Here is a 15,296-nt window from a genome sequence, read left to right on the forward strand (position 1 = left end):
GGAGAAATAATTCTATATGAAACACCTGCGTAATTTTTGCATCATTGCCCATATTGATCACGGTAAAAGTACTTTGGCCGATCGATTAATTGAATTCACCAATACCGTTCAAAAGCGCGACATGATGAATCAATTGCTCGATGATATGGATTTAGAGCGCGAGCGCGGCATTACGATTAAATCTCACGCCATTCAAATGCAATACCCTAAAGATGGGGAATTGTATACATTTAACTTGATTGATACTCCTGGTCACGTCGATTTCTCCTATGAGGTATCCCGTTCTATTGCTGCTTGTGAAGGCGCCTTATTAATCGTGGATGCATCACAAGGTATTGAGGCGCAAACTATTTCCAATTTATACTTGGCTATCAGCCACGATCTAGAAATTATCCCTGTCTTAAATAAAATCGATTTACCAGGTGCTATGCCGGAGGAGGTTTCGGACCAAATCATTGATTTAATCGGATGCAAAAAAGAAGATATTATTCACGCCTCCGGTAAGGAAGGAATTGGTATACAGGATATTTTAGATGCGGTTGTAGCTAGAATCCCTGCTCCTAAAGGAGAACCTGAAGCGCCCTTACAAGCCTTGATCTTTGACTCAACGTTCAACTCTTACCGCGGTATTGAGGTTATTTTCCGAGTGTATAATGGAGAAATCAGAAAAGGTGATAAAGTAAAATTCATTAATACAGGTAAAGAATACTACGCGGATGAAATTGGTACGCTGGGATTAGAACAAGAACCCAAACAAATCATTAAAACCGGTGACGTAGGCTACCTGATTTCAGGTATTAAAGAGGCGAAGGAAGTAAAAGTGGGTGATACGATCACACACGTGGCAAACCCTACCCTTTCTGCGATCCAAGGTTTTGAAGAAGTAAAACCGATGGTTTTCGCCGGTATTTATCCAGTAGAAACATCGGAATTTGAGGATTTGCGCGATGCGATGGAGAAGCTTCAGTTAAATGATGCTTCTTTAGTGTGGGAGCCTGAGACTTCAGCTGCCTTAGGATTTGGATTCCGTTGTGGTTTCTTAGGCATGTTACACATGGAAATTGTGCAAGAACGTCTAGAACGTGAGTTTGATATGACGGTGATCACGACGGTTCCCTCTGTAAAATTCAAAGTCATTACCACGGCTGATGAAGTATTATGGGTTTCTGCTCCTGCTGATTTACCGGAACCGAATTTGATTAACATCATCGAGGAACCCTATATTAAGGCACAAATTATTACCAAATCTGAGTATACGGGGGTCATCATGAGCCTTTGTATGGATAAGCGGGGTATTTTAGTGAATCAAATCTACTTGACGACGGATCGTGTTGAATTAACGTTTGATATGCCCTTATCTGAGGTCGTATTTGACTTCTTTGATCGCTTAAAGACAATTTCGAGAGGATACGCTTCCCTAGATTACGAATACAAAGATTACGAGCCAGGTGAAATGGTGAAGCTTGATATCATGTTAAATGGAGACAAAGTGGATGCTTTATCAGCTATCGTACACCGGGACAAGGCCTATGATTGGGGTAAACGCTTGTGTGAGAAATTACGTGAATTGATCCCGAGACAGCAATTTGAAATTGCGATTCAAGCGGCTATTGGGCAGAAAATTATTGCTCGTGAGACGGTGAAGGCGTTGCGTAAAGATGTTTTGGCCAAATGTTATGGTGGTGACATCTCTCGTAAACGTAAATTATTAGAGAAGCAGAAGAAAGGAAAGAAACGGATGCGCCAAGTGGGTAACGTAGAAATTCCACAAGAAGCATTTATGGCCGTTCTTAAACTAGATTAATACGGAATAATTATCACATAAAATTTTTAAAAACAGGGTTTAAAGCGTAATTTTAAACTTTCAAACAAAATAAGATGGCTGAAATTATTAGAATGCCCAAGATGAGCGACACGATGTTAGAAGGTGTGATCGCTAATTGGCTAAAAAAAGAAGGTGACGTTATTAAATCAGGTGACATCATTGCAGAGGTCGAGACAGACAAAGCAACGATGGAACTAGAAAATTACGAAGACGGTACTTTATTATATATTGGTGTAAAAGTAGGCGAAGCAGTTCCTGTAGATGGAATTATTGCGATCGTAGGTACACCAGGTGAAGATTATTCAGCACTATTAGCCGCACCGGCTGCAGCCACATCTCCTGCTCCCGTAGCATCTGAACCTGTTGCCGCAGCGGCTGCTCCAGTAGCGCAAGCGCCAGCTGCAACTCCTGCCATTGATTTAAGTGGTGTGAAAGCAGTGGCAGTTCGTATGCCTAAGATGAGTGATACCATGATCGAGGGTGTCATCGCTAAATGGTTAAAAGCGGTGGGTGATGTCATTAAGAATGGCGATATCATTGCGGAAGTAGAAACAGACAAAGCAACGATGGAATTAGAGAACTATGAAGATGGTACTCTATTATATATTGGTGCAAAAGAAGGACAAGGTGTCATTGTAGATGGTATTATTGCCATTGTAGGTGAGCCGGGTGCTAATTTCCAGTTAATCTTGGATGCAGAAGCGGCTCCTAAAGCAAGTATTCCTGCACCAGCGCCAGCAGCTCCTGTAGCTGCTCCTGTAGCAAGTGCACCAGCGCCTATCGTTACTAAAGCGCCAGTGGTGGAAGAAAAAACAGCTTCTAAACCAGGTGCAGAATTGAAGGCTAGTCCTTTAGCTCGTGCTTTGGCAAAAGAAAAAGGATATAACTTAAACTGGATCACGGGAACGGGTGAAGGTGGACGTATCACGAAAGCTGACGTAGAAGAATACAATCCTAATTCAGGTGGCGCAAATGCGAACTTCACTGGAGGAGTAGAAAGCTTCGAAGATATTCCGAACAGTCAGATGCGTAAAACTATCGCACGACGTTTATCTGAATCTAAATTCAGCGCTCCAGAATTCTATCTAACGATGGAAATCAACATGGATAAAGCGATGGAAGCACGTGTGAGCATGAATGAAACATTCCCCGTGAAGATTTCATTCAACGACATGGTGATCAAGGCTACTGCCCTATCCCTTGCGAAACACCCGAAAGTAAATTCTTACTGGATGGAGGATCGTATCCGTGTCAACAAACATGTACATATCGGTATGGCTGTTGCAGTGGAAGACGGTTTGTTAGTTCCTGTAATCCGCTTTGCATCGGAAAAATCAATCGCACAAATCTCTGCAGAAGCTAAAGATTTAGGCGCTAAGGCTAAAGGTAAATTATTACAACCGAAAGATTGGGAAGGTAACACATTTACGGTTTCTAATTTAGGTATGTTCGGTATTGATCAATTTACTTCCATCATCAACTCACCGGAGTCTTGTATTCTTGCCGTAGGTGGAATTAAAGAAACGGTAGGTGTGAAGAATGGCCAATTCTATGCCACCAACATTATGAAATTAACATTGACTTGTGATCATCGCGTGGTAGATGGTGCTACAGGAGCTGCGTTCCTGTTAACCCTGAAACAATACCTAGAGGACCCAATCAAAATGTTTTTATAAAATTGATTCTGCAAGCCTCGAATAACCTCGAGGCTTGCTTTTTTTAGATTAAATACGATGAGCACAAACAATATCAGAATTGCGGTACAGAAGTCAGGACGCCTTAGCGATGACTCTTTGAAATTATTCAAGGAGTGTGGCATTAAATTTGAGTCAGGCGGATCTAAGCTTCGTTCTATTTCGAGCAACTTCCCTATTGAATTTCTTTTCTTACGTGACGACGATATTCCGGGTTATGTGGAAGATGGTGTGGCTGATTTAGGTGTTGTTGGTTTAAATGTGTTAATGGAACATACGCGAAAAGTGGATGTGGTTAAAGAATTAGGCTTTTCTAAATGTCGCCTTTCATTAGCTATCCCTCGTGGTGAGAACTATACGGATTTAAAACAGTTCGAAGGAAAAAGCATTGCGACTTCGTATCCGAACCTAACAAGCCAATTCCTACTCAAGAACGGTGTTAAGGCAGAAATGCACGAGATCTCAGGTTCTGTAGAGATAGCCCCTTCTATCGGACTCGCAGAAGGCATATGTGATATAGTTTCTACAGGTGGTACGCTACTAAGCAATGGCCTTAAAGAAGTGGCGACGGTTTTCCAAAGCCAAGCCGTGATGATCGCAAACGCGACCTTATCATCCGAGAAGCAGGCCATTTTAGATAAATTATTATTTAGAATAGACTCGGTTCAAAGAGGCCAAAATGCGAAATACGTAGTTTTAAACGTACAAGAACAAAACATTGATAAAGTGACCGCTTTTTTACCGGGCATGAAATCTCCTTCGGTCTTGCCATTAGCTACGAAAGGCTGGTTCTCATTGCATTCGGTGATTGAGGAAAATGACTTTTGGAATATCATTGAAAACCTACGTGATGCGGGTGCTGAAGGTATTTTAGTTTTACCAATTGAAAAAATGATTCTCTAATCATGTTTACACAAATCAATTATCCTTCTCGTATAGATTATGCAGCTATATGTCAGCGTCCGGCTTTAGAGCAGGGACAATTAGATGCCTTAATTTCTGACGTTTTTAGCCAAGTTAGATCGAAAGGCGATCAAGCCTTACGGGAATTAACGGCAACCTACGAAAAGAGAGAGATTACAGATATTCTGTATACGGCCGCAGAAATGGAGGATTTAGCCTCAAAAACAGATATAGCATTACAAAAGGCAATCGATCATGCCTACGCTAATATTTATGCCTTTCACGAAGCACAAAAGTTAGAAACCAATAAAATTGAAGTTAATCCGGGTGTTGTTTGTTGGCAAAAATCAACAGGCATCGATAAAGTAGGAATCTACATTCCTGGAGGAACCGCTCCCCTATTCTCTACCGTATTGATGTTGGCCATTCCGGCTCGCATCGCTGAATGTCAGGAAGTGGTTCTTTGTACACCTGCTACTCACCCTGCTATTTTCTACGCTGCAAAATTATGTGGCGTAACGAAGATGGCTAAAGTGGGCGGTTCACAAGCTATTGCCGCATTGAGCCTAGGAACGGAGAGTGTTCCTTCTGTTTATAAAATCTTTGGCCCAGGAAATCAATATGTTACGGCGGCTAAAATGTATGCTAACCGATTAGGCACAGCGATTGATATGCCGGCTGGACCATCTGAAGTAGCTGTCTATGCTGATCACACGGCTAATCCAGCTTATATCGCTTCCGATTTGTTATCACAAGCAGAACATGGTGCGGATTCACAAGTCATATTAGTGAGCACGTCATCTTCTATAGTTGAAGAAACGATGGAAGCGATCCATATTCAATTAGCTGAGTTACCTAGAAGAGACTTAGCTGAAAAAGCCCTAGCTAACTCTAAATTTGTCTTAGTAAATACTTCATCTGAGGCGGTAGACTTATTAAACGAGTATGCCGCAGAACACTTGATTTTGGCTTGTGACAATGCGGAAGAATTCTCAGGGCACATTAGAAATGCTGGATCGATCTTCTTAGGACATTATACTCCCGAATCTGCAGGTGATTATGCTTCAGGAACTAATCATACGTTACCTACTAATGGATTTGCAAGAGCTTATTCAGGAGTTAATTTGGATTCGTTTACGAAGAAAATCACTTTGCAGTCGATCACTAAACAAGGTCTAGAGCAATTAGGTAAGACCATTATTGATATGGCTGAGGCAGAATCATTGCAAGCTCACGCGAATGCCGTTAAAATTAGATTAAGCTAAGTATGAATTTCGAAAACTTCATATTACCCCATATTTGGAACTTAAAGCCTTATTCATCAGCACGAGATGAGTTTAAAGGGAAGGAAGGCATATTTTTAGATGCGAATGAAAATCCGTTAGGTTCAGGCGTTTCTGAGAACTGGAATCGCTATCCTGATCCGTTACAATTAGCCATTAAAGATCAGTTAGCCGCCATCAAATCGTGTTCTACGAATCAAATCTTCCTGGGAAATGGATCTGACGAGGCTATCGATTTACTCATGCGTATGACATGTCAATCAGGTGTCCACAACATTATATTGTGCCCTCCTACTTATGGCATGTATGAGGTGAGTGCATCCATCAATCATATTGAGCAGCGTAAAGTTAGCCTAAGCAAGAATTATCAATTAGATGTGGAGGGAATTTTACAGACGGTTGATCAAAATACTCGTTTGCTTTTTCTTTGTTCGCCTAATAATCCGACCGGAAACAAATTGAAACGTTCGGATATCTATACGCTAATTGAATCCTTTAAAACAGGTTTTGTCGTCATTGACGAAGCATATATCGATTTTTCGGATGAACCTAGTTTCATTTTAGAATTAGCGAAATACCCTCAGGTCATTGTGATGCAGACGCTTTCCAAAGCCTATGGATTAGCTTCCTTGCGATTAGGAATGGCCTTTGCACATCCCACCCTTATTCAATTATTAAATAAAATAAAACCTCCCTATAATATTGGAGGAGCAACACAGGAGATTGTTTTTAAAGCCTTAAAAAACCCTTCATTTAAGAATGATTCTGTTCGATTAATTTTGGCAGAGCGAACTCGGCTTGTAGACTCGTTACAAAACATTCCTGATATCATTCAGATCTACCCATCAGATGCCAACTTCATTTTAGTTCATTTCAAGCGTGCTACTGAGTTATTTAATTACTTAATTGAGTCCCAATTAATCACTAGAAACAGAAGTTCTGTCGCCTTATGTGAAGATTCTATTCGAATTACGATTGGGTTATCAGAAGAAAACGATAAATTAGTTCAACTAATTAAACAATTCTATTCTGCATAACATGTTAAAACGCTTTATTCTATTCCTATTCTTCTTTTGTAGCCTGACTTCGGTTAAGGCACAGATGAAAGATTGGGCAGCTGGTTTTAGAGTGGGAGAACCAGGTGGATTTATGATTAAGCGCTACCTACCTAATGGGAAAAATGCGGTTGAAGTTAATTTTGGGACGTATGGAGGTCTTTGGGGAACTAATCGCTCATACCAAAATGGGTCATTTCAGAATATTGGTTTTTCCATTAGTGCCCAGTATTTATGGCACCGTCCTACCCTAGTCAATTCCGATTTACATTATTATTATGGGGCTGGTCCGCAATTTGTATCCAGAAATCTTTTCTCCGATAATTCAGTTTTTCCTGAAACAAAACGGGGATTAGGTGCGGCAGGCATCGCTGGCTTAGAATATTTTCCGATTGATGCGCCCAATCTATCTTTTTTTGCGGAGTTAGGGATGTATTCAGAAATACTACCTAACCCATTTTTCCTGCACATCCAAGGTGGTGTGGGAGTTAAGGTCAATTTTTAATGGGGATGTAGCTCAGTTGGCTAGAGCGCTTGCATGGCATGCAAGAGGTCGTCGGTTCGAGACCGATCTTCTCCACATTTACAGTCGATCTTTAAAAGATTCGTAACTGAATGATTTCAGCAGATAGAAATCCCCTTTAAAATCTATCTTACCTATACTAGGTAAATTTACTCCGTTAAAAGTTGTCGTTTTTACCATCGTATAATGAATCATATCTTCTAAGATAATTTCATCACCGATTTGCAATTCCTTCTCAAACGAATAATCTCCATAAAAGTCACCCGCAAGGCAGGTCATTCCACCAAAACGATACGTAGGCTTTCCTGCTTCAGGCTCTGAATTCGCTCCTCTTATCCGTGGTTTATAGGGCATCTCTAAGGTGTCAGGCATATGGGCTGCAAAAGAGACATCTAAAATAGCCACCATAATACCGGCAGACTCAACTATATCTAAAACAGTTGATTTTAAAAAACCTGTTTGCCAACCTACGGCAGAACCCGGTTCTAGAATAATCTGCAGATTGGGGTATTTTTCTCGAAAACCTTTTAATAATCCAATTAAATGTGTGACATCGTAATCTGCTCGAGTAATCAAGTGTCCACCACCTAAATTCAACCATTTTAAGCTGGGTAACAAATCCCCAAATTTCGCTTCGATAACCGCAAGCGTACGTTCCAATACAAAGGAATCATTTTCACATAGCGTATGCGAATGTAAACCCTCAATTCCATCCGGTAAATCGCCTAAATCAGAACGACGAATACCTAAACGCGAGCCTGCCACACAAGGATTGTACATATCTGTTTCCACTTCTGCATACTCCGGATTAATACGTAAACCACATGAAATTCCTGCAGCGTGTGCACGATCCTTAAAGTGATGGTATTGATTCAGGGAGTTAAAGGTAATGTGACCAGCATACGAAGCTAATTCAACCCAATCTGCTTCTAAATAAGCAGGAGAATACACGTGAGGTCTAACACCCATTTCCTCAAAAGCTAAACGCGCTTCATGTAGGGAACTGGCTGTAGCACCTGCTAAATACTGCTTTACGAGTGGAAATTCATGGTAAAAAGAAAATCCTTTTAATGCACAAATAATCTCTATACCTGCTTCTTCTTGAACTCGCTTCAAAAGTGCAAGATTTGCAACCAATAAATTTTCCTCCAATACATAACAAGGAGATGGAATCGAAGGATAATAGGTCATTTTAGTATTCGTGAGGTAAAGTGATGTTATGTTGTTCCTCCCAAGGTAAACCATGGATGTTCAATAATTCCATGAAAGGATCTGGGTTAAATTCTTCCACGTTAAATACGCCTGGAGCAAACCAAGAACCATCAATCATTAAAGAGGCCCCAATCATCGCAGGAACACCCGTCGTATAACTAACTCCCTGTGCTTGAACTTCCTTATAGCAATCTGCGTGGTGGCAGTTATTCCAAACGTAATAAGTTGCTTCTTTCCCCTCTTTGATCCCCTTGATTTGGCAACCAATCGAAGTTTGGCCAGAATAATTCTCTCCTAAGGTTCCTGGCTCTGGAAGAACCGCCTTGAGGAATTCCAAAGGAACAATATCCATACCATTAAACTTAATAGGTGCAATAGAAGTCATTCCTACATTTTGTAGAACTTCTAAGTGCGTTAAATAGGCTTGACCAAAGGTCATCCAAAAACGTGCACGCTTTAGCGTAGGGAAATTCTTTGTCAATGACTCTAATTCTTCGTGGTAAAGTACATAAGACTCTTTAGGGCCAATGTTTGGGTAATCAATGGGCTTGTGAATCGACATCGGTTCGATCTCAATCCATTCGCCATTCTCCCAGTATTTACCTTTCTGCGTAATCTCGCGGATATTAATTTCCGGGTTAAAATTAGTAGCGAATGCTTTTCCGTGATCTCCTGCGTTACAATCGATGATATCTAGGTAATGCATCTCATCGAAATAATGCTTGTTTGCATAAGCCGTATAAACACCTGTCACACCTGGATCAAACCCACAGCCTAACAAAGCCATTAATCCGGCTTTCTTAAACTTCTCTTGGTAGGCCCACTGCCATGAATATTCAAACTTAGCTACGTCTTTAGGTTCGTAATTCGCGGTATCTAAATAGTGAACACCTGCCTCAAGACAAGCATCCATAATGGTCAAATCTTGGTAAGGTAAAGCCACATTGATAACTAAGAATGGCTTTTCCTCATTGAAAAGAGCCACTAATTCCGGTACATTATCTGCATCCACCTGACGTGTTTTCACGGCAGTAGGCAAACCTATCGCAGCACACTCAGCGGCAATGGCATCACATTTTGATAAAGTACGAGAAGCTAAAACGATCTCAGAAAAGGAAGCAGGATTCATCGCGCATTTCTTTACGACTACATTACCCACGCCACCAGCACCAATAATTACAATTTTTTTAGACATAGCATTTTAAAAAGAAATGCAAAAATAGAACATCAATGCCTAAAAACCATATTAATTTTTAAATGGACGAATAATTTTGACGATACGATCGAGCCAAAACTTTTGGTACAACAAATCCTCTCGAACGCCGTACGTGGTACTCGCATGAATAAAGCTAATAGCGGGTTGGTCTTTGGTCACTAAACCGACGTGATTAATGAGCCCCACTTTCCCCGTTGCAAAAAACACCCAATCCCCCAACTGAATGTCTTTCAACCTAATTTCATCCCCAAATTTCGCTTGATCCGAAGAAACACGAGGGATAGAGAAATCATTAACGGCATAGGATGTGAATAATAATCCAGAACAGTCCATCCCCTTTTTATCCATGCCGCCCGTTTTGTAGGGAACTCCTTTAAATTTTTTCGCCTCTTTCACGATAGCTTTAATTTCAGAGCTACTATAATACGAAGAACCTGATCGGTGAAAAATTCTCTTTACAAATGAGCAAGAATCTAAAATCAACACTAAAAAGGCGAGGTAAAGTAAACGCTTATACATAGACTAATTCTTTCGTTTCAATATAAATTAAAACTCCTTGTGTCACCTGGTATCCCATTTCCACTAAAGTTTGTTTATAGCGTTGTATTTGCTCCTGGTGTTCCGGCTTTTGTTTCCCCGTTTTAAAATCAATCACTTGTAAAGCCTCTCCAATTTTATTAACCCGGTCTGGGCGAATAATTTTTCCGTCCGGGCATAATAAATCAACTTCCTTAAAGGCTAAAATATCTTTTACGAAGAAGGCACGCACTTGCTGAGATTCAAAAAGGGCATCTAAAGAAGATACATCCACCTTTGATTTCGCTCTCACCTGTGACCATGCCTCCATATCAGGCAATTGAGCTAATAAATCATGCAATTGATTTCCTATTTCCCGTTTTTTAGAAGCGGAGGTATACAAATCCGATTTAGCTGAATTCACCCGAAGTGAAACAGGGGCATTGACACCCCCTAAACGTATTTGAACCTTTTTCTCTAGGTCAAATGTTACATCATGCGTTAATGACGGAATGACTGATTCGTTTGAAAATGTAAAATAGGCAGTTTTCCAATCTTTTTCTGTCTTTAAATAAAGAGGCAATTCGGTTGATTCAGATAGCGTTTGCGCATAATCATAGACTAATCTGCCCACGGAATTAGCATAAGTGGAAATAGTCTTGGTGTGCATATCAGGCTCTGGGACAGTAAGTAGCAGATGCAAGGATTGTTTAGGTCGTGTGGTTGCGACGTACAACATATTTAACGCATCTAGAAAAATGGCTTCTTTTTCCTTTTTTGTTTGTAGTGCCAAAGTAGGAAAAGCCAAAACCTCCGAGGAGGTCACTCTCCCATATATATGTTTTAAGCGTGCTATTTCACCCATACCTAAATCTTCCGATTCCTCCTCTCCCATTTCATACCAAATCTTCTCTGAATCAGCTTGGAACGTCCAATTGACGAATGGCAGAATGACCACGGGATATTCTAAACCTTTGGACTTATGAATACTTGAAATAGTAACGGCATCCGCTTGGTTAGAACTAGTAATACAATACGAATTCCGATTTAGATTAAAATGCAGCAGGAATCCAGCCACCAATTTGTCCTTCAAAAGAACATATTCATTTAAAATATCTAAAAACTTCCAAACATACTCCTGACCTGTGCTATCAATCAAAAGATCAAAAGCTGCAACCACATCATACACCCAACGTAAAAGATCGGAAAATGCAGGAACCTCCATTCCCTTACTTAAAAAATACTGTTCAGCTTTTTCAAAAGCGTCACCTGCTAATTCTTCCACATAGGTTAAATCCAAAGCCGAAACCTCCTGTCCCTTCATTTCAGCATATTGATAGATCACTTCATACAAATAAAGCGATTCTTTAGGATGCTCTTTCAGAGCTAAAAAAGAAAGGATAAATCCTACAACAGGTGAATAATGGACTAAAAGAGAGTCTGATGAAATAACAGGAACTCCCTCTTCTTTTAAACGCAAGGCTAAATACCTAGCATGTTTATTCTTTCGCGCCAAAATAGCTATGTCTGCATATCTAAATCCAATGTGTCGATTATGTCTGATCAAATTCATCACCTGCTCAAACATAAACTCATTTTCTGGTTCTGTAAACCCAAAATTCTCTTGAGATTTATGGTATACGATTAAATCAACCTTACCGTTAAAATCAGATGAAGCCACTTTCGGATTTTGCTTTAAATTAGCTCCATAAAGGGGTTCTATTAAAGGACATAAGGCTAAAACTGATTCATTCTCCACTAAAGAATGGTAAAAACGATTATTAAATTCAACTATCTCGGTGGCACTTCGGTAATTATCATTTAAGGCTTTAGGGCCTATTTGGTTTAATAAATAATCAAATCGTTGTTCATCAAGCGAGTCCGTTGCAAAATGATCAGAAACTAAAGATACATCCTGAGTGGCTAAAGAAGCAATCAAACTAACTTCCCCTCCCCTAAACTTATAAATCGATTGCTTCGCATCCCCTACTAATAAACTACGTTTCCCCACAGATGTCGCATTCTCCACTAAAGGCATAAAGTTCTTCCATTGCAAAATGGAGGTATCCTGGAACTCATCAATAAATATATGGAAATAGCGATCGCCTAATTTCTCATAAATAAAAGGGATGGGATCCTGTGAAATCACTTCGTACACCCGTTTAGAAAATTCAGAAATGGGAATTGCTGAGTTTTCTTGTTGATAAACCCGCATTTCGCGTTGAATCAGATTTAACAAGGCAAGCTTCTTTAAATCCTTCAAAACCCAATGCAAAAAACGATACCGTTTTACATACAACGACTGCAAGTCAATGAATTGCCTTCCTAATTCACCTAATTCAGCTGCATGCTGCTCAATTATAGCTTTATCTGCACCAGTTGCTTTAGCTGAAGTCCACATATTTGCCTCAATCGCTTTCTTAAAATTAGCATAAGCTTTATCGGCTATCTCAGGATTACGCAAAAAGGATCGCATATTTCCCACTGGACCGGTCCCTCCATAATAATAGAAGGCATCCGGTAAACCAAGCGAATCTATAATCCTTATAAAGGATTCAGCCGCCCCTTTCACTTCTTGCAACATCTGTTGAAGTAAGCCGCGTAATTGATCTTCTAAACGAAGAAAATCACTGACTTGAAAAAGTGATAGATTCGGCTCAATCGCTAAAAACTTCTCTTCTAACGAAATCTTTAGAAAACCATGCAAACTATCCCGCATTCGATTCCAATTCCGTCCTTCCGCTATTTCTTGATTCGCAAACGATAAAATTAATTCGCTCAGTTCGGCATCTCCCGTACTATTTACCTGATCTAACAGCCGATTAATTAATTCATGAATCAATCCATTGGAATCTAATACTACCTCATATTGACTAGGGAGATTTAATTCATCAATGAAGGAGGCACTGAGTCTTTGGACAAAAGAATCAATCGTCATCACGGAGAACAATCCATAATCTTGAAGGATTTGTTGCAAAGTGGTACCCGCCCTCTCCGCTAATTGTTCTTTTGTTAAATGAATACCGTCTTCTGCTAATTCGGATTGCACCTTATCTAGAATCGCTAAAACTTTTGATTGTTCAGCAGAGGATGTATAAGTGAAAGTGGGATAATCTGCCATTCCTGCTAAAAATTGCAAAATTCTTTGACGCATTTCTTCCGCCGCTTTGATCGTAAAGGTGACGGCCAAAATCCGACGGAAATATCCCTTCGATTCCACCTCTGAGAGCGCCATCTTGATATACTCAATCGTCAAGGTATAGGTTTTACCTGATCCGGCTGAGGCAGAAAAGAGGGTGATTTGTTGAGGTTTCATCGAAATTCTATTAAGAATGCAAGATAAAATAAAAATAGGATTAATTCGGTATGCTTTTATTTACCTATCTTTGTTTCCCGTAACCAATTCAACAATTCTTTCAATGTCTGGTAAAGGGAATCCCAAGAAATCCAAGTTCATTTTTGTTACGGGTGGTGTAACAAGCTCGTTAGGAAAAGGCATCATTGCCTCGTCTTTAGCGAAGCTACTTCAAGCGCGAGGTCTAACCTGTACAATCCAAAAGTTTGACCCTTATATCAACATCGATCCAGGCACACTGAATCCATACGAACATGGCGAATGCTATGTAACAAATGATGGGGCAGAAACAGATCTTGACCTAGGCCATTACGAGCGTTTTTTAAACACGCCTACTAGTCAGGCAAATAACATCACCACTGGTCGTATATACCATAATGTCATTACCAAAGAACGTCGTGGCGATTATCTAGGCAAAACCGTACAGGTGGTACCTCACATTACTGATGAAATCAAACGCAATATAATGCTCTTAGGCGAATCAGGTAAATTTGATATCGTCATTACAGAGATTGGTGGTTGTGTAGGTGATATCGAATCCTTGCCTTTCATCGAGGCTGCGCGTCAATTAAAATGGGATTTAGGAGAGAAGAACACTTTATTTATTCACTTGACCCTAATTCCTTATTTAGCGTCTGCCGGTGAATTAAAAACTAAGCCTACCCAACATAGCGTTAAACAATTATCTGAGTCAGGTATTCAACCAGATATCTTAGTTTGCCGTACAGAACACCCACTTCCTCAGGAAATGAAGAAGAAAATTGGTTTATTCTGTAACGTATCGGAAGCCGACGTAATCGAAGCGCGTGACGCGTCTACGATCTATGAGGTTCCTTTATTAATGAAAGAAGAGCGTTTAGATAGCCGTGTTTTATACAAACTAGATATCTATAACGATAAAGAATCGAATTTAAAGAATTGGACATCCTTCCTTTCTAAACTTCAAAATCCCAAGTTTGAAATCAACATTGGTTTAATTGGAAAGTATGTAGAATTAAAAGATTCTTATAAATCCATTGCGGAGGCCTTTATTCACGCTGGAGCCGCTAATGACATTAAAGTAAACCTTCAATGGTTGTCTTCAGAAACGATGGACTCGGAAGATTTATCTGAAACTTTGGCGGGATTAGATGGCATTTTAGTGGCACCAGGTTTTGGTGAAAGAGGTATTCAAGGAAAAATTAACGCAGTGAAATATGCCCGTGAGAACAAAATTCCATTCCTTGGAATTTGTTTAGGTATGCAATGTGCAGTCATTGAGTTTGCTAGAAATGTTATGGGCCTAACAGAGGCGCATTCATTTGAAATGAACCCGGAAAGTCCTGATCCCGTTATTAATTTAATGCTAGAACAAAAAGACATTTCTGAAAAAGGGGGAACCATGCGTTTAGGCTCCTATCCTTGTAAGATTGAAAAAGGAACTTTGGCCTACAAAATTTACGGAAAAACTTCCATTCAGGAACGTCACAGACATCGCTATGAATTCAACAACGATTACTTAGACCAATTCCATAAAGCAGGATTAATTACTTCAGGTATTAATCCTGATTCCAATTTAGTGGAGATTGTAGAAATTGAAAATCATCCTTTCTTTGTAGGTGTTCAATTTCACCCAGAATATAAATCGACGGTTGAAAGTCCGTCTCCCCTATTTGTACAATTTGTTAAGGCAGCGCATCAACACGCTGTTCCATTCATCAAAAATTCAAAATAA

11 protein-coding genes and 1 tRNA gene are annotated in these 15,296 nt (G+C 39.9%); 8 read left to right on the forward strand and 4 right to left on the reverse strand.

The features are described from left to right. Positions 1 to 16: 16 nt before the first annotated feature. The 7 genes from lepA (at position 17) to EWU21_RS09595 (ending at position 7,340) form a co-directional block, all read left to right on the forward strand. A complete protein-coding gene (gene lepA / locus EWU21_RS09565; RefSeq protein ID WP_130896737.1) occupies positions 17 to 1,804 on the forward strand; it encodes a translation elongation factor 4 in 1,788 nt (595 codons plus the stop codon). A gap of 74 nt (positions 1,805 to 1,878) precedes the next feature. After that, positions 1,879 to 3,501 (forward strand): 2-oxo acid dehydrogenase subunit E2, encoded by a 1,623-nt coding sequence (locus tag EWU21_RS09570; RefSeq protein ID WP_130896738.1) that lies wholly within the window; start codon positions 1,879 to 1,881, stop codon positions 3,499 to 3,501. Positions 3,502 to 3,558: 57 nt separating this feature from the next. Then, the gene (hisG, locus tag EWU21_RS09575; protein ID WP_130896739.1) at positions 3,559 to 4,422 is read left to right on the forward strand and encodes an ATP phosphoribosyltransferase; all 864 of its coding nucleotides are present in this window, start codon (positions 3,559 to 3,561) and stop codon (positions 4,420 to 4,422) included. Between the two features lie 2 nt (positions 4,423 to 4,424). Then, positions 4,425 to 5,687, forward strand: a complete 1,263-nt coding sequence (hisD, locus tag EWU21_RS09580) for a histidinol dehydrogenase (protein WP_130896740.1) — start codon at positions 4,425 to 4,427, stop codon at positions 5,685 to 5,687. 2 nt (positions 5,688 to 5,689) lie between these two features. Then, positions 5,690 to 6,742 carry a histidinol-phosphate transaminase gene (gene hisC / locus EWU21_RS09585; protein ID WP_130896741.1) on the forward strand — a complete coding sequence of 351 codons (1,053 nt, stop codon included), beginning with the start codon at positions 5,690 to 5,692 and terminating at the stop codon, positions 6,740 to 6,742. Between the two features lies 1 nt (position 6,743). Further along, on the forward strand, positions 6,744 to 7,265 hold the full coding sequence (locus EWU21_RS09590) for a hypothetical protein (protein ID WP_130896742.1): 522 nt from the start codon (positions 6,744 to 6,746) through the stop codon (positions 7,263 to 7,265). Position 7,266: 1 nt separating this feature from the next. After that, positions 7,267 to 7,340 (forward strand) — tRNA-Ala (locus tag EWU21_RS09595). Between the two features lie 3 nt (positions 7,341 to 7,343). Here the strand turns inward: EWU21_RS09595 and nspC are convergent. From nspC to EWU21_RS09615, 4 genes are read right to left on the reverse strand one after another with little or no spacing between them, the layout of a single operon-like run. Next, a complete protein-coding gene (gene nspC, locus EWU21_RS09600; RefSeq protein WP_236633210.1) occupies positions 7,344 to 8,474 on the reverse strand; it encodes a carboxynorspermidine decarboxylase in 1,131 nt (376 codons plus the stop codon). 1 nt (position 8,475) lies between these two features. Beyond that, entirely contained in the window at positions 8,476 to 9,690 is a 1,215-nt protein-coding gene (locus EWU21_RS09605) for a saccharopine dehydrogenase family protein (RefSeq protein WP_130896744.1), read from the reverse strand. 51 nt (positions 9,691 to 9,741) lie between these two features. Continuing rightward, positions 9,742 to 10,230, reverse strand: a complete 489-nt coding sequence (locus EWU21_RS09610) for a C40 family peptidase (protein WP_130896745.1) — start codon at positions 10,228 to 10,230, stop codon at positions 9,742 to 9,744. Beyond that, positions 10,223 to 13,543, reverse strand: coding sequence for a UvrD-helicase domain-containing protein (locus EWU21_RS09615; protein ID WP_130896746.1), 3,321 nt, complete (start codon positions 13,541 to 13,543; stop codon positions 10,223 to 10,225). Before EWU21_RS09615 ends, EWU21_RS09610 begins: the two co-directional genes overlap by 8 nt. A gap of 103 nt (positions 13,544 to 13,646) precedes the next feature. Here EWU21_RS09615 and EWU21_RS09620 point away from each other — a divergent pair, with 103 nt between their 5' ends. After that, positions 13,647 to 15,296 (forward strand): CTP synthase, encoded by a 1,650-nt coding sequence (locus EWU21_RS09620; RefSeq protein WP_130896747.1) that lies wholly within the window; start codon positions 13,647 to 13,649, stop codon positions 15,294 to 15,296.

Origin of the sequence: Aquirufa antheringensis (assembly GCF_004307425.1) — a bacterium.
GTDB classification, from domain to species: Bacteria; Bacteroidota; Bacteroidia; order Cytophagales; family Spirosomataceae; genus Aquirufa; species Aquirufa antheringensis.